At 60.5% G+C, this 17443-nt stretch carries 19 protein-coding genes, 4 tRNA genes and 1 pseudogene; 6 read left to right on the top strand and 18 right to left on the bottom strand.

Annotated features, from left to right (window positions below; genetic code table 11):
- Positions 1–247: 247 nt before the first annotated feature.
- From rplL to FAY22_RS20495, 12 genes and pseudogenes are all read right to left on the bottom strand, one after another.
- Positions 248–628, bottom strand: a complete 381-nt coding sequence (gene rplL / locus FAY22_RS20550; protein ID WP_146332625.1) for a 50S ribosomal protein L7/L12 — start codon at positions 626–628, stop codon at positions 248–250.
- A gap of 68 nt (positions 629–696) precedes the next feature.
- On the bottom strand, positions 697–1194 hold the full coding sequence (rplJ, locus tag FAY22_RS20545; protein ID WP_146332623.1) for a 50S ribosomal protein L10: 498 nt from the start codon (positions 1192–1194) through the stop codon (positions 697–699).
- Positions 1195–1487: 293 nt separating this feature from the next.
- Positions 1488–2183, bottom strand: coding sequence for a 50S ribosomal protein L1 (rplA, locus tag FAY22_RS20540; protein WP_146332622.1), 696 nt, complete (start codon positions 2181–2183; stop codon positions 1488–1490).
- Positions 2183–2613, bottom strand: a pseudogene (gene rplK / locus FAY22_RS20535) (50S ribosomal protein L11). Before rplK ends, rplA begins: the two are co-directional and overlap by 1 nt.
- Positions 2614–2768: 155 nt before the next feature.
- A complete protein-coding gene (nusG, locus tag FAY22_RS20530) occupies positions 2769–3329 on the bottom strand; it encodes a transcription termination/antitermination protein NusG (protein WP_146333564.1) in 561 nt (186 codons plus the stop codon).
- A gap of 11 nt (positions 3330–3340) precedes the next feature.
- Positions 3341–3724, bottom strand: a complete 384-nt coding sequence (secE, locus tag FAY22_RS20525) for a preprotein translocase subunit SecE (RefSeq protein ID WP_146332620.1) — start codon at positions 3722–3724, stop codon at positions 3341–3343.
- Between the two features lie 33 nt (positions 3725–3757).
- Positions 3758–3833: transfer RNA gene (locus FAY22_RS20520), tRNA-Trp, on the bottom strand.
- Positions 3834–3909: 76 nt separating this feature from the next.
- Complete coding sequence (tuf, locus tag FAY22_RS20515) at positions 3910–5100, bottom strand: elongation factor Tu (protein WP_040038612.1); 1191 nt, start codon at positions 5098–5100, stop codon at positions 3910–3912.
- A gap of 78 nt (positions 5101–5178) precedes the next feature.
- Positions 5179–5253, bottom strand: a tRNA-Thr gene (locus FAY22_RS20510).
- Between the two features lie 38 nt (positions 5254–5291).
- A tRNA-Gly gene (locus FAY22_RS20505) sits at positions 5292–5365 on the bottom strand.
- A 40-nt stretch (positions 5366–5405) separates the two neighbouring features.
- Positions 5406–5491, bottom strand: a tRNA-Tyr gene (locus tag FAY22_RS20500).
- 114 nt (positions 5492–5605) lie between these two features.
- A complete protein-coding gene (locus FAY22_RS20495) occupies positions 5606–6556 on the bottom strand; it encodes a gamma-glutamyl-gamma-aminobutyrate hydrolase family protein (RefSeq protein WP_146332619.1) in 951 nt (316 codons plus the stop codon).
- A 211-nt stretch (positions 6557–6767) separates the two neighbouring features.
- Here FAY22_RS20495 and arsC point away from each other — a divergent pair, with 211 nt between their 5' ends.
- Positions 6768–7127, top strand: a complete 360-nt coding sequence (gene arsC, locus FAY22_RS20490) for an arsenate reductase (glutaredoxin) (protein WP_146332617.1) — start codon at positions 6768–6770, stop codon at positions 7125–7127.
- 4 nt (positions 7128–7131) lie between these two features.
- Here arsC and FAY22_RS20485 read toward each other — a convergent pair whose 3' ends face one another.
- From FAY22_RS20485 to FAY22_RS20470, 4 genes are all read right to left on the bottom strand, one after another.
- Entirely contained in the window at positions 7132–8544 is a 1413-nt protein-coding gene (locus FAY22_RS20485) for a DHA2 family efflux MFS transporter permease subunit (protein WP_146332615.1), read from the bottom strand.
- Positions 8545–8624: 80 nt separating this feature from the next.
- Positions 8625–8822, bottom strand: coding sequence for a DUF2905 domain-containing protein (locus tag FAY22_RS20480; protein WP_146332614.1), 198 nt, complete (start codon positions 8820–8822; stop codon positions 8625–8627).
- A 36-nt stretch (positions 8823–8858) separates the two neighbouring features.
- Positions 8859–9056 carry a DUF2905 domain-containing protein gene (locus FAY22_RS20475; protein WP_146332611.1) on the bottom strand — a complete coding sequence of 66 codons (198 nt, stop codon included), beginning with the start codon at positions 9054–9056 and terminating at the stop codon, positions 8859–8861.
- A 46-nt stretch (positions 9057–9102) separates the two neighbouring features.
- Complete coding sequence (locus FAY22_RS20470; RefSeq protein ID WP_146332610.1) at positions 9103–10275, bottom strand: class I SAM-dependent methyltransferase; 1173 nt, start codon at positions 10273–10275, stop codon at positions 9103–9105.
- Positions 10276–10377: 102 nt separating this feature from the next.
- Between FAY22_RS20470 and FAY22_RS20465 the strand changes: the two genes are divergently transcribed.
- The 3 genes from FAY22_RS20465 to ttcA are packed head-to-tail and all read left to right on the top strand — an operon-like array spanning position 10378 to position 12478.
- Positions 10378–11148 (top strand): SDR family oxidoreductase, encoded by a 771-nt coding sequence (locus FAY22_RS20465; protein WP_146332608.1) that lies wholly within the window; start codon positions 10378–10380, stop codon positions 11146–11148.
- A gap of 11 nt (positions 11149–11159) precedes the next feature.
- Positions 11160–11552, top strand: coding sequence for a dihydroneopterin aldolase (locus FAY22_RS20460; RefSeq protein WP_146332606.1), 393 nt, complete (start codon positions 11160–11162; stop codon positions 11550–11552).
- Positions 11553–11554: 2 nt separating this feature from the next.
- Positions 11555–12478, top strand: a complete 924-nt coding sequence (ttcA, locus tag FAY22_RS20455; RefSeq protein ID WP_146332605.1) for a tRNA 2-thiocytidine(32) synthetase TtcA — start codon at positions 11555–11557, stop codon at positions 12476–12478.
- Positions 12479–12499: 21 nt separating this feature from the next.
- Here the strand turns inward: ttcA and FAY22_RS20450 are convergent, their stop codons facing one another.
- Positions 12500–13450: a DUF6279 family lipoprotein gene (locus FAY22_RS20450; protein WP_246860592.1), complete on the bottom strand. Its 951-nt coding sequence runs from the start codon at positions 13448–13450 to the stop codon at positions 12500–12502.
- Here FAY22_RS20450 and glmU point away from each other — a divergent pair.
- Positions 13406–14764, top strand: a complete 1359-nt coding sequence (gene glmU, locus FAY22_RS20445) for a bifunctional UDP-N-acetylglucosamine diphosphorylase/glucosamine-1-phosphate N-acetyltransferase GlmU (RefSeq protein ID WP_146332601.1) — start codon at positions 13406–13408, stop codon at positions 14762–14764. The two genes, FAY22_RS20450 and glmU, sit on opposite strands and share 45 nt — an antisense overlap.
- A gap of 59 nt (positions 14765–14823) precedes the next feature.
- Here the strand turns inward: glmU and FAY22_RS20440 are convergent, their stop codons facing one another.
- Positions 14824–15297 carry an Lrp/AsnC family transcriptional regulator gene (locus tag FAY22_RS20440; protein WP_146332600.1) on the bottom strand — a complete coding sequence of 158 codons (474 nt, stop codon included), beginning with the start codon at positions 15295–15297 and terminating at the stop codon, positions 14824–14826.
- Positions 15298–15451: 154 nt separating this feature from the next.
- On the opposite strand from FAY22_RS20440, the gene glmS reads away from it, so the two are divergent.
- Positions 15452–17269, top strand: a complete 1818-nt coding sequence (glmS, locus tag FAY22_RS20435; protein ID WP_146332599.1) for a glutamine--fructose-6-phosphate transaminase (isomerizing) — start codon at positions 15452–15454, stop codon at positions 17267–17269.
- Positions 17270–17443 lie beyond the last annotated feature (174 nt).

Genomic DNA, 17443 nt, shown 5'->3' with positions numbered 1-17443 from the left:
AGAATTCAGGACTCGCTGCAGGTTATTACGTCGCCCGCTGCCATCTGCGAAACCTCAAGTCTCAGCCCTTCGGCGTTAACTAGACTACCTACTAACTCGACTCTTCCTTTGCCTAAGTCCAGGCCTTGATACAGGCAAAGGCACGACAAAACACGAAAACGACAAAGGAGCCAAAGCCGAACCCCCTCTTGCAAGAGAGTTCTGAGCTTTGACTCCGGCGATGTTGACTCGCCCTGGCAAGCCGAAATTACTTGAGTTCGGCCTTCGCGCCAGCTTCTTCCAGCTTCTTCTTGGCAGCTTCTGCATCTGCCTTGGCAACGCCTTCCTTGACCGGCTTCGGTGCACCGTCAACCAGGTCCTTGGCTTCCTTCAGGCCCAAGCCGGTGATTTCGCGAACTGCCTTAATCACGCCAACCTTGTTCGCGCCCACTTCGGACAGAACAACGGTGAACTCGGTCTGCTCTTCAGCAGCAGCCGCGCCAGCGCCAGCGCCAGCTGCCGGGCCAGCAACTGCCATTGCAGCTGCGGACACGCCAAATTTTTCTTCAAAAGCCTTGACCAGATCGTTCAGGTCCATCACGGACATCTGGCCTACTGCTTCGAGGATATCTTCTTTGCTAATTGCCATTTGAAACTCCTAAATTGATTCGGTAATTACATCTAATCGGTATTGACGCAAAAAGGTGCGAAAAGCGGTTAAGCGCTTTCGGCTTCCTTTTTCGCTGCGAGAGCAGCCAGTGCACGGGCAAAGCCGGAAACCGGAGCCTGCATAACACCCAGCAACTGGGAGATGAGGACTTCACGGCTCGGAATGCTAGCCAACGCAGCAACACCCGCCTTATCGAGCGGTTTGCCTGCGTAGTTACCTGCCTTAACAACCAGCTTGTCGTTGCCTTTGGCAAAGTCGTGAACGACTTTAGCAGCTGCAACGGCGTCCTCGGAGATCGAGTAGATCAACGGGCCGGTCATTTCGGAGGCGAGGCCAGCAAACGGCGTACCCTCGACGGCGCGACGTGCGAGCGTGTTTTTCAACACGCGCATGTACACACCTTGGGCACGCGCTTTGGCGCGCAGTTGCGTCAAGTGACCAACCTGGATGCCACGGTATTCGGCCACGACGATAGTCTGCGCAGTTGCTACCTTTGCGGAGACTTCGGCGACGACGGCCTTCTTGTCATTCAGATTGAGACTCAAGATCAACCTCCAAAAATGATGTTCGGTAAATACCTCGCATCGGTTCGAACACGGCGTCCGAAGTTTAGGAGTTCAGTACTGGCAAAACCAGCGTTGAGACTACAAAACTTGTTCGGGTACACCATCTGCGTTGGGTGCCGGAGATTGCTCTGCCGGTGTTTAACTTTGTGCACCAATGCATGCACGCCGCCCAACGGTCTTTGATAATCTGGCCCTTCTTCCATCTTGCCGAAGCAGGCCCAGCCCAAAGATTCGCCTCATGCCTGGCTCGGCATGAGGACTTGATTCGCTACTTAGGCAGCCAGGCTCGACTGATCGACGCGCACGCCTGCGCCCATCGTCGACGAGATTGCAACGCGACGCAGGTAAACACCTTTGCTGGTTGCCGGCTTGGCCTTGTTCAGTGCGTCGATCAGTGCCAACAGGTTGGTCTTCAGATCGGCGTCGTTGAACGACTTGCGACCGATGGTCGCGTGAATGATGCCTGCCTTGTCAGTGCGGTACTGCACTTGACCGGCTTTCGCATTCTTGACTGCAGTCGCGACGTCCGGAGTCACGGTGCCAACCTTCGGGTTCGGCATCATGCCGCGCGGGCCGAGGATTTGACCGAGCGTACCAACGATACGCATGGTGTCCGGCGAAGCGATCACGATATCGAACGGCATGTCGCCCGCCTTGATACGCTCAGCCAGGTCTTCCATGCCGACGATGTCTGCGCCTGCGGCTTTTGCAGCTTCTGCCTTGTCGCCGGAAGCAAACACGGCAACACGAACGGTCTTGCCGGTACCAGCCGGCAGAACGACGGAACCACGAACCACTTGGTCCGACTTCTTGGCGTCCACGCCGAGTTGCACGGCAACGTCGATCGACTCATCAAACTTGGCAGTTGCGCATTCCTTGATCAGCGCAATTGCATTGTCATACGGATAGAGCTTGGTGCGATCGACTTTTGCCTTGATCGCTTTTGCGCGCTTGGACAGCTTAGCCATTACAGACCCTCCACCGTGATACCCATGGAACGTGCGGAACCGGCGATCGTACGCACGGCAGCATCCATGTCAGCCGCCGTGAGATCCGGCATCTTGGTTGTTGCGATTTCTTCCGCTTGCTTGCGGGTGATCTTGCCGACCTTGTCGGTATGGGGCTTGGACGAACCCTTCTGAATGCCAGCAGCCTTCTTGATCAGGATCGTTGCCGGCGGAGTCTTCATCACGAAGGTGAAGGACTTGTCGGCAAATGCGGTGATCACCACCGGAATCGGCAGACCCGGCTCGACGCCTTGAGTCTGGGCGTTGAACGCCTTGCAGAATTCCATGATGTTCAGGCCGCGCTGACCCAGCGCCGGGCCGATCGGGGGGATGGGTTGGCTTTACCAGCCGGCACCTGCAGCTTGATAAAACCGATGATTTTCTTTGCCATGATGGCTCCTACGTTGATTGAGTGTTAGCGCCCGGTCGCTCGTCTATTCGACTCACTATTGAGGCTCCTCTCTTGCTGCTCCTAGATTCCACAGGCGGTGAGGCATGCGACGCTCCGGGGGGCGTTTTACTGCAAATAATCTTAAAAACGGCAGATCAGACTTTTTCGACCTGCCCAAATTCCAGTTCGACCGGCGTGGCGCGACCGAAAATGGTGACCGAGACGCGCACTCGCGATTTCTCGTAATTGACCTCTTCAACGTTACCGTTGAAGTCAGTGAAAGGACCGTCCTTGATGCGCACCAACTCACCCACTTCGTACAGCACTTTCGGGCGTGGCTTTTCAACACCTTCTTGCATCTGATGCAGGATCTTGTCGACTTCGTGCGGAGGAATCGGCGTCGGCTTGTTGGATTTCCCGCCGATGAAGCCGGTAACCTTGCTGGTGTTCTTTACCAAATGCCAAGTTTCATCCGTCATTTCCATTTCAACCAGGACATACCCCGGGAAGAAACGGCGCTCAGTGACCGATTTTTGACCATTCTTGACTTCGATGACTTCTTCGGTCGGCACCAGGATCTGACCAAATTTATCCTGCATCCCGGCACGCTCGATGCGCTCCATCAAAGCACGCTGCACGCTCTTCTCCATGCCGGAGTAAGCGTGCACAACGTACCAGCGCTTATTGCCGCCAGATCGGGGCGCGGTATCTTGCATGTTCTCGCTCATTATTTCTTCCAGCCCAAGATCAGGTCGTACAACACGAATTCAAGAATTTTGTCAGTACCCCACAGGAAAATCGCCATCAACAGAACGAAACCGAACACAACGCCGGTGATCTGCATAGCTTCTTTACGGGTTGGCCAGACGACCTTCTTGGTTTCACGCACAGACTCCTTGGCAAAACCAAGGAAATTGCGACCCGGATCGGATGTCCAGGCGATTGCGATTGCGACTATCAAGCCGGCGACCAACGCACCGGCACGCACCAGAGTGGGCTTATCGGACAGGAAATAAAAGCCGACGACACCCGCAATCACGGCACAGATTGCCAGGACGACTTTGACCTTGTCGCCCGATGTGCTGACAGTTTCGACGGGGTGGTTAGACATACGCTTTGCTTTCGTGCCCTGCGGCCTTATCGGTGGCAGGGGCAGAGGGAATCGAACCCCCAACCTTCGGTTTTGGAGACCGACGCTCTGCCAGTTGAGCTATACCCCTACGCGTAAAACTTTGCTTGAATGACGGGCACCACGAGATCGGATTCAACCCGATCGTCGCGGCGCTCTGTCAGGTATTACTCGATGATCTTGGCAACGACGCCGGCGCCGACGGTACGGCCGCCTTCGCGGATGGCGAAGCGCAGACCTTCTTCCATCGCGATCGGGGAAATCAGTTTCACCGTGATCGAGACGTTGTCACCCGGCATCACCATTTCCTTGTCCTTCGGCAGCTCGATCGCGCCGGTCACGTCCGTGGTACGGAAGTAGAACTGCGGACGGTAGTTGTTGAAGAACGGGGTGTGACGACCACCTTCGTCTTTCGACAGCACATAGATCTCGCCCGTGAAGTGGCTGTGCGGCTTGATCGAACCCGGCTTGGCCAGCACTTGGCCACGCTCGACTTCTTCACGCTTGGTACCGCGCAGCAGCACGCCGACGTTGTCGCCAGCCTGACCTTGGTCGAGCAGCTTGCGGAACATTTCCACGCCGGTGCAGGTGGTCTTGACGGTGTCGCGGATACCGACGATTTCGATTTCTTCGCCAACCTTGATGATGCCGCGCTCAACACGACCGGTCACCACGGTGCCGCGGCCGGAGATCGAGAACACGTCTTCCACCGGCATCAGGAAGGTGCCGTCCACGGCACGCTCCGGCGTCGGGATGTAGGAATCCAGCGCATCGGCCAGCTTCATGATCGCTTGCTCGCCCAGCTCGCCCTTGTCGCCTTCCAGCGCCAGTTTGGCCGAACCGCGGATGATCGGCAGATCGTCGCCCGGGAATTCGTACTTGGACAGGAGCTCGCGCACTTCCATTTCAACCAGCTCGAGCAGCTCGGCGTCGTCGACCATGTCGCACTTGTTCAGGAACACGATGATGTACGGCACACCGACCTGACGGGCCAGCAGGATGTGTTCGCGGGTTTGCGGCATCGGGCCGTCAGCGGCGGAGCACACCAGGATTGCGCCGTCCATCTGCGCTGCGCCGGTGATCATGTTCTTCACATAGTCGGCGTGGCCAGGGCAGTCCACGTGCGCATAATGGCGGTTCGCGGTTTCGTATTCGATGTGCGCGGTGTTGATCGTAATGCCGCGCGCCTTTTCTTCCGGCGCCGCATCGATTTCGTCGTATTTCTTCGCTTCGCCGCCAAACTTCGACGACAACACCGTTGCAATTGCTGCAGTCAGGGTGGTCTTGCCATGGTCAACGTGACCAATCGTGCCCACATTCACGTGCGGTTTTGTCCGCTCAAACTTGCCTTTTGCCATTTTCGACTCCTAACGATTTGATGAGAATGTCTAGGCACGTGCCCGACTGCCTTGCTATTTGGATACACCAATGAAAACTGGTGCCCTTGACGTGGATTGAACACGTGGCCTCTCCCTTACCAAGGGAGTGCTCTACCACTGAGCTACAAGGGCATTTGCTGTCCGTATTACTTACTACGTCCAACCAAAACTGGAGCGGGTGAAGGGAATCGAACCCTCGTCATAAGCTTGGAAGGCTTCTGCTCTACCATTGAGCTACACCCGCAGGGAACCTCTTCAGCCGCACATTTCTCCTGCGTTACTGCTGGTGGAGGGGGCTGGATTCGAACCAGCGTACTCGTAAGAGGGCAGATTTACAGTCTGCTGCCATTAACCACTCGGCCACCCCTCCGCAGGGAACCCCAAACTATAGTAGAGAGTCCTTCCCTTGTCAACTGAAATAAGAATTTGGCCAGCAATTTCTCACAACAACATGCAAACACATTGCCAATAAGTAAATAAATTGTTAGAACCGTGTTTCGCGTGCTGCCCTTAGAAAGTCATCCAATATCGGTGTGCAGTCCAACAATTCGGCGCTGCGTCCGCGATGAAATTCCGGATGCCACTGCAGCCCCATCACGAAGCGCGCCTTTTGATAGCGAATGGCTTCCACGATGCTGTCCGGTCCCGATACCGCCTCCACGACGAGGTCGCGCCCCAGGTCCTTGACCGCCTGATGGTGAATCGAATTGACGAGCGCGTCCGGTTTGGCCGGGAACATCGACTCAAGCGACGATCCCTGGCGAAAATGAATGGTGTGGTAATGGCTGTCGTACAGGTCGTTGACATGCTCGATCGCCGCCGGCACGTCCGAGGCAATGTCCTGGTAAAGCGTGCCGCCGAACGCGACGTTGATCAACTGACAGCCTCGGCATATGCCGAGCACCGGCTTGCCGGCTTCGACGAATTCATGCAGCAGCTCCAGCTCGTACATGTCTCGTGCGCGGTCGCCACTCCATTCCGGCCGGGTCGCGACTTCCGAATAAGTCTGCGGCGAGACATCGGCGCCGCCCTGCAATACCAAACCGTCGAGGTGTTTGGCATAGTCGCGCAGACGGATATTGCTGGGGTGTAGCAGACTGTTGTTGTTCACGGTCGGGATCATGAACACCATGACATCGCGCGACATCACCCATTGGGCAATCGACTCTTCCAGGTATTGCAGCGTCTTGCTGCGCAAGCCCTTGGCTCCCATTTCGGGATGAAAAATCCGCGCCGATACGCCGATTTTCAGGGTTCTCTGCGTGAGACGGCGTAATACCTTGCCGGACAGGGCTTGAAAGCGCGCCGAAATCACGCGCTGGGTCAGCGCCCACGGCGATTCCTGGCGACGTGCGTGGATACCCGGCCGCGCGGCACCGGCGGCGGCAGAGGGATTGGCAAAATCAGTAGGTGGATCGTTCTTCTCTTGAGGCATAAAGTCGAGTCAGCACAACGTTTGCTGCCCACCCTCCCAAGGCAGCCGGCAGGAGAACAGTATAGGGCAGCGCGCAGTGATGCGTTTTGGGTGGGAAATATTGACTCTGACTCATTTATTGCCCAGTGGGTTCAATTCGCCGCCAGCACCGATGGAGCGCTTGTAATAAGATTGCGGGCGCCCTGCACACCGACCTACTCAAAACTTCAACATGCTTACCATTTTTCACAATCCGCGCTGCTCGAAATCGCGCGAAGGCTTGGCCCTGGTCGAACAATTCGCCAGCAAGCATGGCTTGCCGCTAACTGTGGTGGAATACCTGAAAACGCCGCCCGATCTCGCCCGACTCCAGTCCTTGCACCAACTCCTGGGCGGCAGCGTGCGCGACATGGTGCGCACCAACGAGGAGGAATACGACACCCTCCAGCTCGCGCAAGCCGATGACGAAACGCTATTGAGCGCCATCGTCGCGCATCCCAAGCTGCTGCAGCGCCCAATTATCGAATTCCGCGGCCGCGCCGTGATTGCCCGGCCGCCGGAACTGTTAACCGAATTCTTGCGGGCGGATTAGCGAGTCACTCGGCAGGATGGTGCACCGGCATCATGCGCCAGGCGGCCAGGATGGCACTGGCGCAAATCAGTGCCACCAGCAGGAAGGTTTCGTTAAATGCACGCAGGCTCACCCCAGGCGCGCCGGCCGGGTACAGCGACAGGCGCCACTCCAGCACGATGCCTACCAGGCTTACGCCGATGGCGCCGCCGAGCTGGCGCAGGAAGTTGATCGCGCTGGCGCCCTGCGCAATCAGGCTAGCGTCGACGCCGCGCATCGATCCCAAACTCAACGAAGGCAGCACAAAGCCCAGACCGATGCGGCCGAGGATCGCCAGCGCGATCAGCGTGGCGTAGCCGGAGGCGATCGTGCCGAGCCCCATCAGTCCCAACGACAGGGCCAGCAGGAAGAGCCCGATCGACACCAGCACATTCGGCGCGACCCAGTCCGATAGCCTGCCGGCGAAGACGATCGTCACGGCCAGGACGATCCCCGCCGGCAGCAATACCAGGCCCGCCTGCGACGGCGCGTAATTCAGCGCCATCTGCATATAAACCGGCAGCAGGTACGTCGAGCCGAACAGGCCGGCGCCGTAGATGAACGCAACCATGGCCCCCATTGCGAACTGGCGGTAGCGGAACAGGCCCATATTGAGCAAGCCGTGCTCGGCACGTCGCTGGTAGGCGACAAAGCCCGCCAGGGTGGCAGCGCCGATCGCCAGCAAGCCGAGTGCCCGCGCCAGATCGTGATGCAGTTGCACCAACCCGTTCAGCAGGCTGGTGATGCACACCGTGGCCAGCGCCAGCCCTTTCCAGTCGAGCGCTTTGGCCTCGCCCATGAACGGCGAGTTGACGGCCAGCAGGCGGCGCACCATCACCAGCACGACCAGGCAGAACGGAACGACGACGAAGAAAATCGAGCGCCAGCCGAAATGCTCGACCAGAAAGCCGCCCAGGCTGGGGCCGATGGCCGGCGCCAGCACGACGCCGAAGCCGAAGATGCCCATCGCCGTGCCGCGCTGCTTGTTGTCGAATGCACGAAACACCACAATGGAGGGGATCGGCTGCAGGATGCCGGCAGCCAGGCCCTCGGCCACGCGCATGGACAACAGCATCGGGTAGTTGACGCTGAAGCCACCGATGACGCCACCCGCCAGCAGAAGCAGGACGGCGCCGGTATAGGTGCGGCGCAGGCCGAAGCGCAGCAGCAGCCAGGGCGTCGTGAGCATCGACAGCGTCATGGCCTGCATGAAGCCGGCCGACACCCATTGGGCGCGCTCCTGGCCAAGCGCGAAGTGATGGCTGAGGTCGGGCACGGCGACATTGACGATGGTCGACGACATGATCGAAGCCATGGTGCCGATCATGACGGTCAATAGAACCAGCCACTTGTAGCGCGCGCCGTGGCGTTCGCGCAATTGTTCCAGGGTGGGTTGCATCTTGGTATGGAGTGCCGCGCCTTAGGTAAGGCTCAACAGTATATTGGTTTGCGGCCGCGCACGTTGACGCGGCAACAGGGTCATTTCAAGAACCGCGCAACTAGGAAGGCCAGCGCCGACCACAGCACGGTCGAGCCGAACGGCAGACAAAAGATCATGGCGCGCAGACGAAAACGAATATCGCCCGGCATGCGTCCGACGCCGAGCTTTTCCAGGAACGGCAACAGCGGATAGAACACGAACAAGCCGATGAATATCGCGGCGACCCAGCGGATCATGGCGCCCCCTTTGTCAGATGGATGCGCGGATTGTACTCATTTCAGCAGGCGCCCGAGCAGCACGACCGCCAGCGACAACAAGATGGTGGAAGCGAACGGCAGAAAAAACGTCTTGCCGAACAGGGTGAAGCGCAGGTCGCCCGGCAGGCGGCCGATGCCAAGCTTTTCGAGCCAGGGCAGCAGCGACGAGAAAATGACGAGCGCCAGGAAAATGGTAAGCACCCAGCGGATCATGCGCGTCCCAGGTCTAGAAGGTCGATTGCGGAAAAAGCGGTAGCGTTCATAGCCGGTGGCTGCGGTCGTTGCGGGCGAATCGATCCGGCAGCTGCGCATGCTTGCCCAGCACCAGTACCTTGAACAGTTCGCCCATTTCGGCCGGCGAAATCAACTTTTGCACCGCGTTCGCCTGCGGAAGGTAGCGCAACAAATCCTCCGGCGAAGTGCGCAGCAACAGGTCGCCGATGCCGGCATCGAGCAGGAAAGCAGCCTGACTGGTATAGCCGAGCAAGTCCAGTCCGCCGTCAATGGCGGCGCGCGCCATGGCGGTAAAGTCGACATGGGCGGTAATGTCCTGCAGCCCGGGCAGATAGAACGGATCGGGATGCGCGTGGTGCCGGTAGTGGCACATCAGAGTGCCCTGCGCACGCTGGCCGAGGTAGTATTCGTGCGCCGGAAAACCGTAGTCGATCAGGAGCGCCGCGCCGCCATGACCGGACTGTTCATAGCCGGCGTCGAGCATCGCGGCCAGCGAATGCATGAACCCTGCGGCGATTGGATGCACTTCGGTGACGTACCCGACGGGCAGCTCGTCGGCGTGCGGAATCTGCGCGGCCAGTGCGGCTTGCAGCGCCTCGTCGCACGGCTGGTCCTGGAATGCAAAACCGCTGGGCGACAGACCCACGCCGCGCTCCTGCCAGCCCTGCGCGGTCTTGGCCACGAGGTTGACCGGCATCGCATCGAGCACTTCGTTGCCGACGACAACGCCGGAAAACGCGGCCGGGAAGCGGTCGAGCCAGGCCACCTGTGGAAAATCGCGCAAGGTTTCTTCCTGGCGCGCGCGCAACTCGCCGGACACCTCGACGATGTAGTAACGGTGCACCGACACACCTATCTCGTTCAGCTCGGTCAGGATATCGCGCGCCAGCTTGCCGGTGCCGGCGCCGAATTCGAGGACTTGCGGGCTGGTCCGGGCCATCAGGTCGGCCGCGACGCGCGCCAGCGTGGCGCCAAAAAGCGGCGTAATTTCGGGGGCGGTTGTAAAATCTCCGTCTTTACCGAGTTTTGCCGCGCCGCCGCTGTAGTAGCCCAGGCCGGGCGCGTACAGCGCCAGCTCCATGTACTGGGCGAATGAAATCCAGCCGGAATTGCGCCGGATATCGTTGACGATCAGGTCGAGCAGCGCGCGCGAAGCGGCCAGCGCATCGGATGAGGGTTCGGGCAATTGCAGTTGCATAGCCGGTATTGTATTGAAATCGACGCGCCGCTTGGAATAAATCGGCGCGCCTGCGCCGGAGCGTGATCGAAATGACAACCCGGCGCGAGACACCACACGCATATGACTACAGACGCCAGAAAAGTTGCACTTGTGACCGGCGCGGCCAAACGCATCGGCCGCACGATCGCGCTCGCGCTGGCGCGGCACGGCTGGGACGTCGTCGTGCATTACCACCGCTCCGCCGAAGAGGCGGCGGCGACCGTACGCGACATCGAAGCGCTGGGCCGGCGCGCGGTGGCGTTGCCATGCGAGCTGTCCGACGAACAGGCAGTCAAGGCGCTGCTGCCCCAGGCGGCGCGGCTCATGGGCGCAACGATCTCCTGCGTGGTCAATAATGCATCGCTGTTCGAGCACGACGGCGCGGCCGATTTCTCGCTGGCGCGGCTCGACGCGCACATGCATGCGAACCTGGGCGCGCCGGTGCTGCTGGCGCAGGCCCTGCATGACATGGTGCCGATAGGCGCGCCAGGCGTGGTAATCAACCTGCTCGACCAGAAACTGTTCAACCTCAATCCCGACTTCCTGTCGTACACGCTGTCGAAGGCGGCGCTGCAGGCGGCGACCACCATGCTGGCGCAGGCGTTGGCGCCGAAGCTGCGCGTGGTCGGCGTGGCACCCGGCATCACACTGGTCTCCGGCGACCAGACCGAGGAAGGCTTCGCCAAGGCCCATACCAAGACGCCGCTGGGCCGCTCCAGCACGCCCGAGGACGTGGCGGCGACGGTTTGCTTCGCCGCCGACAATCCGGCCATTACCGGCACCACCCTGCTGGTCGACGGCGGCCAGCACCTGATTCCCCTGCAACGCGATGTGATGTTCATCGCAAAATAACTGTTTGAACCATGCTCTCTTCTCTCTCGCACCCCCGCCTCGCCAATTGCCGGCGCCTATTCCTGCGCAATTACGAAGTGATGATCAATATCGGCGTCCACGAATTCGAAAAGAAAGGCGAGCAGCGCGTGCTGATCAATGTCGATCTGTTCATTCCGCTGGCGGAATCGACGCCGAAGGAGGACCACCTGTTTGAAGTGGTCGACTACGATTTCATGCGCGACACCATTGCGCGCCGCATGGCGCGTGGCCATATCCACCTGCAGGAGACGCTGTGCGACGACGTTGCGCGCGAGATGCTGGCGCATCCGAAGGTGCGCGCGGTGCGGGTGACGACCGAGAAGCCGGACGTGTACCCGGACTGCGAGGGCGTCGGCGTGGAAGTCATTCATATCAAGGAATAAAGATGGAATCGGTAATCAACGAGGGCGCCGCCGTCAGCGCCAAGCAGGCGGAAAAAATCGCTTACGAAAACAACAAGCTGCACAAGCGGCTGTGCCGGCTGGTCGGCCAGGCCATCGGCGACTTCAACATGATCGAGGATGGCGACAAGGTCATGGTATGCCTGTCCGGCGGCAAGGACAGCTACGGCCTCCTGGACATCCTGCTCACGCTGCGCGAGCGCGCGCCGATCCATTTCGATATCGTCGCCGTCAACCTGGACCAGAAGCAGCCGAATTTCCCGGAGCATGTGCTGCCCGAGTACCTGGCCAAGATCGGCGTGCCCTTCCACATCGAGAACCAGGACACCTACAGCATCGTCAAGCGCGTGATCCCGGAAGGGAAGACGACCTGCTCGCTGTGCTCGCGCCTGCGGCGCGGCATCCTGTACCGCGTGGCCGACGAGCTGGGCGCGACCAAGATCGCGCTCGGCCATCACCGCGACGATATCCTGGAAACTTTCTTCCTCAACATGTTCTTCGGCGCGAAGGTGAAAGGCATGCCGCCCAAGCTGCAGTCGGACGACGGCAAGCACATGGTGATCCGCCCGCTGGCCTATGTGAAGGAAACGGATATGGAACGCTATGCGCAGGTCAAGCAGTTCCCGATCATCCCGTGCGACTTGTGCGGCAGCCAGGAAAACCTGCAGCGCAAGCAGATCAAGGCGATGCTGCGCGAATGGGAAAAGAAATTCCCGGGCCGCGTCGAGAACATTTTCTCGGCGCTGTCGACCGTGGTGCCGTCGCACCTGATGGACCGCCAGCTGTTCGGCTTTGCCGATCTGAAGCTGACCGGCGAGATCATGCTCGATGGCGATATCGCTTTCGACGAAGAGCCGTGCGCTCCGCCCTCCAGCAATGTCGTGCGCTTCGGCGATCTGGGCGACTGAGTGCCCTGACCAGTTTGACAGCTACTGCACCGCCAGCGCCCGGCAATCCTCGATCAGGCTCTGCAGGCGCTTTGCCGCATGCGCCTTCTGCTGCGGCGTGGCGATATTCACCAGCAGTGCCACCAGCTTCGCGTTGGCGTCTTGCGAGGCGTCGAAAAGCGCCTTGTGTTCGTCGTAGCTGACAATATTGAACACCGCGTCGATATACGAACGCAGCATCGTCATCACCGCTTCGCGGCCCGGCCTCTCCGCCTGAATTTTTCGCAGCAGCCGGAGCAGTTCCTGCTGGCGCCGCAGGCGATCCGCCATCCACAGCTCGTTATCGAGCGGGCGCGCATCGGACGCGGCGCGAATCCGCGCTTCCTGCTGCGCGCTGAAGTCGCCGAACCAGTACTCGGCCTGTTTCATAAATTTCTTGAAACGGAAGCGTTGACGTTCCTCGACGCCGCCTTGCAGGGCGTCCTTGCGATACTTTTCGTTGTTCGCCGCGAACTTCCTCGCCAGGTGGTCGATCTGTTTCGGCTGCAGCGACAAGGCCAAGTCGGCCAGCGCCGGCAGCGCCTTGTCGGTCACCAGCATGGCGCGCTTCTTCAAGGCCGCATAATCTTCCAGCGCATCGGCCGCGGTCAGCGGGCGCTGCAGGTCTTGCTGCGCTTGTGCGAGCAGGCGCGCATAGTCCTGCAGCTGGGTCGCGCGATGCCATGCAAAAAGCTGCCTGATCTGGCTTTTGACCAAGGGCTTTTGCTCGCTTGTAAAGTCGACGTAGCCATCCAGCCACCAATAGACGACGCTCTCGCCGTTGGCATAGCCGAGGCGCAGCGCGCTGCACCCGGCAATCAGGCAGGCCAGAGCCAAAACGCTGAGCTTCGCCAAAAAGCCGCGACGGGATCGCATGATAAAATTTTGTATCACATCACCTCTACTTCTATGAACGTTGTCATTCTCGCTGCCGGCATGGGCAAGCGCATGCAATCGGCACTGCCGAAAGTCCTCCACCCGCTGGCCGGAAAACCGCTGCTGTCGCATGTGATCGATACCGCGAAATCCCTGTCGCCAGGCGCCATGTGTGTGATCTATGGCCATGGCGGCGAAGCGGTTCCGCAAGCGGTGGCCGCCCCCGATATCAGTTTTGCCAAACAGGAGCCGCAGCTCGGCACCGGGCACGCGGTGATGCAGGCGGTACCGCATCTGCGCGACGACGCGCCGACCCTGATCCTGTACGGCGACGTGCCGCTGACGACCGGGCAATCGCTGCAACGACTGTTGGACAGCGCCGGCGCCGATAAGTTGGCGGTGCTGACCGTGGAGCTGGACGATCCGACCGGTTACGGCCGCATCGTGCGCCAGGACGGCAAGATCGTCGGCATCGTCGAACAGAAGGATGCCGACGATGCCGAACGCGCGATCCGCGAGGTCAACACCGGCATCATGGTCGCGCCCACCGCGCAACTGAAAAAATGGCTGGCGACGCTATCGAACGATAACGCTCAGCGCGAATATTATTTGACCGACATCGTCGCGCGCGCGGTCGCCGACGGCATTCCCGTTGTATCGGCGCAGCCGTCGGCAGTCTGGGAAACGCTGGGCGTCAACAGCAAGGTACAGCTGGCCGAGCTGGAGCGCATCCATCAGCGCAATATCGCTGGCGCGCTGCTCGAACAAGGCGTGACGCTGGCCGATCCGGCGCGCATCGACGTGCGCGGCAGCCTGATCTGCGGGCGCGACGTGACCATCGACGTCAATTGCGTCTTCGAGGGCAAGGTCGAACTGGAAGACGGCGTGACCATCGGCGCACATTGCGTGATCAAGGATGCGCGCATCGCGCGCGGCGCGAACATCAAGCCGTTCTGCCATATCGAGGATGCCTCGGTGGGCGCCGATTCGCAGATCGGGCCCTACGCGCGCCTGCGCCCCGGCACCGAACTGGGCGACGATGTCCATATCGGCAATTTCGTCGAGGTGAAGAACAGCCAGATCGCCGCGCACAGCAAGGCCAATCACCTGGCATATGTCGGCGACGCCACCGTCGGCTCGCGCGTCAACATCGGCGCCGGCACCATCACCTGCAACTACGACGGCGCCAACAAGCACCGCACCATCATCGAGGATGACGTCTTCATCGGCAGCGACACGCAGCTGGTGGCGCCGGTACGGGTGGGCAAGGGCGCCAATCTGGGCGCCGGCACCACGCTGACCAAGGATGCGCCGGAAGGCAAGCTGACGCTGTCGCGCGCCAAGCAGATGACGATCGACGGCTGGAAGCGGCCGGTCAAGGCGAAGAAGTAATACCGCGTTTCACCCCGGCGGACACGGCGAAAAACCAGATCAGGCTTTTCGCCGTTTTTTTACAGCGGAATGCGCGTCTCGAACTTGCTGCGATGGATGGAAAAGAAGCTGCGCACGTTGCGCACGTTCGCATGCGAGGCGAACAGGCGGTGCGCCAGCGCGTGGTAGGCCGGCATGTCCGCCACCTGCACCACCAGCACGAAATCCGGCCCGGGCGACACCCGGTAGCATTGCAGCACGGCCGGCTCGCCTGCCACCAGCGCCTCGAATTCCACCATGCGCTCGGCGGCCTGGTGATCGAGAGTGATCTCGACTAAAGCCGTGAGCCCAGCCCCCACCTTTTCCGGAGCGACGATCGCCACCTGCCGCTGGATGACGCCGGCGTCGACCATCCGCTTGACCCGGCGCAGGCAGGTCGGTGCCGAGGCGTGCACGCTGGCGGCCAGCTCATTATTGGTCTGCGAGGCATCCGCCTGCAAGGCGTTCAGGATGCGCCGGTCCAGCTCGTCGAGCATGAGGTTGTCTTCGGACATGAATTCAGAAAAAATAACATTGCATGATGAAATAATATTTCATCACTAACGAAGTGAGAAATATTAATTCAATTTCTCTGAAATTTCGCAAACTTATTTCAACCGCTCTCTTCTACGATTACGGCTGTTACCCGAATTCAAGAAGGAGCACCTTATGTGTGGCATCGTCGGCGCGGTCGCGCAGCGCAACATCACCCCCATCCTGCTGGAAGGCTTGAAACGCCTGGAGTACCGCGGCTACGATTCCTGCGGCGTGGCGCTGCATGTCGACGGCGCGCTGCAGCGCTCGCGCAGCACCTCGCGCGTGGCCGAGCTGCAGGCGCAGGTCGAGAAGGCCGGGCTGGCCGGCTTTACGGGGATTGCGCATACGCGCTGGGCCACGCACGGCGCGCCGGCCTCGCATAACGCCCACCCGCACTTCTCGCGCGAGCGCATCGCGCTGGTCCACAACGGCATCATCGAGAACCACGACGAGCTGCGCGAGGAACTGCGCGCGGCCGGCTATGTCTTCGAAAGCCAGACCGACACCGAGGTGATCGCCCACCTGATCGACCACATGTACACCGGCGACCTGTTCGAGACTGTGCAGCAGGCGGTCAGGCGCCTGCACGGCGCCTATGCGATCGCGGTGTTCTGCCGCGACGAGCCGCACCGCGTGGTCGGCGCGCGCCAGGGCTCGCCGCTGATCGTGGGCGTGGGCAACGGCGAGAACTTCCTGGCGTCCGACGCCATGGCACTGGCCGGCACCACCGACCAGATCATCTATCTGGAAGAAGGCGACGTGGTCGACCTGCAGCTGCAGCGCTACTGGATCGTCGACGGCGACGGCAAGCCGGCGCAGCGCGAGGTGCGCACCGTGCACGCGCACACCGGCGCGGCCGAGCTCGGCCCGTACCGCCACTACATGCAAAAGGAAATCTTCGAGCAGCCGCGCGCCATCGGCGACACGCTCGAAGGCGTGACCGGCATCGCGCCGGAGCTGTTCGGCGACGAGGCCTACCGCATTTTCAACAAGGTCGACTCAGTGCTGATCCTCGCCTGCGGCACCAGCTATTACGCCGGGCTGACCGCGAAATACTGGATCGAATCGATCGCCGGCCTGCCGGTCAATATCGAAATCGCCAGCGAATACCGCTACCGCGACAGCGTGCCCAACCCGAACGCGCTGGTGGTGACGATTTCGCAAAGCGGCGAGACGGCCGACACGCTGGCGGCGTTGAAGCACGCGCGCTCGCAGGACATGAACAACACGCTCACGATCTGCAACGTCGCCACCAGCGCGATGGTACGCGAATGCAAGCTGTCCTACATCACGCGCGCCGGCGTCGAAGTCGGCGTGGCATCGACCAAGGCATTCACCACGCAGCTGACGGCGCTGTTCCTCTTGACGTTGTGCCTGGCACAGGTGCGCGGACGCCTGACCGACGAGCAGGAAGCGGCGCACCTGAAGGCGATGCGCCACCTGCCGGCGGCGGTGGGCGCGGTGCTGGCGCTGGAACCGCAGATCATCGCCTGGGCGGAGGAATTCGCGCGCAAGGAGAATGCCCTCTTCCTCGGCCGCGGCCTGCACTACCCGATCGCGCTGGAAGGCGCCTTGAAGTTGAAGGAAATCTCGTACATCCACGCCGAGGCTTACCCGGCCGGCGAATTGAAGCATGGCCCGCTGGCGCTGGTGACGCAGGAAATGCCGGTGGTGACGGTGGCGCCGAACGACGCGCTGATCGAAAAGCTGAAATCGAACATGCAGGAAGTGCGTGCGCGCGGCGGCCAGCTGTACGTGTTCGCCGACGCCGATTCGCGCATCGCGCCGAGCGAAGGCGTGCACGTGATACGGCTGCCGGAACACTACGGCCATCTGTCGCCGATCCTGCACGTGGTGCCGCTGCAGCTGCTGGCGTATCACACTGCGCTGGCGCGCGGCACGGATGTCGACAAGCCGCGCAACCTGGCGAAATCCGTGACGGTCGAATAAGCCGGGCAGCAACCGCGCGCTCATGAAGAATTCCAATTATGTCTGTAAGTTTTCCAATTATGTTTGTAAATTTCCTGCTAAGTTTGTAAGTACCTGCTGAACGTTTTGAATTGGGTGTGTCAAGTGTTCCTTTGGAATAAAGCTCAGAAGTTTGTCACATGCATTAAGACATAA

The organism is Noviherbaspirillum sp. UKPF54 (assembly GCF_007874125.1).
Classification (GTDB): domain Bacteria; phylum Pseudomonadota; class Gammaproteobacteria; order Burkholderiales; family Burkholderiaceae_D; genus Noviherbaspirillum.
The sequence above is the reverse complement of the archived record's forward strand: the minus strand, read 5'-3'. Positions and strand labels throughout refer to the sequence as shown.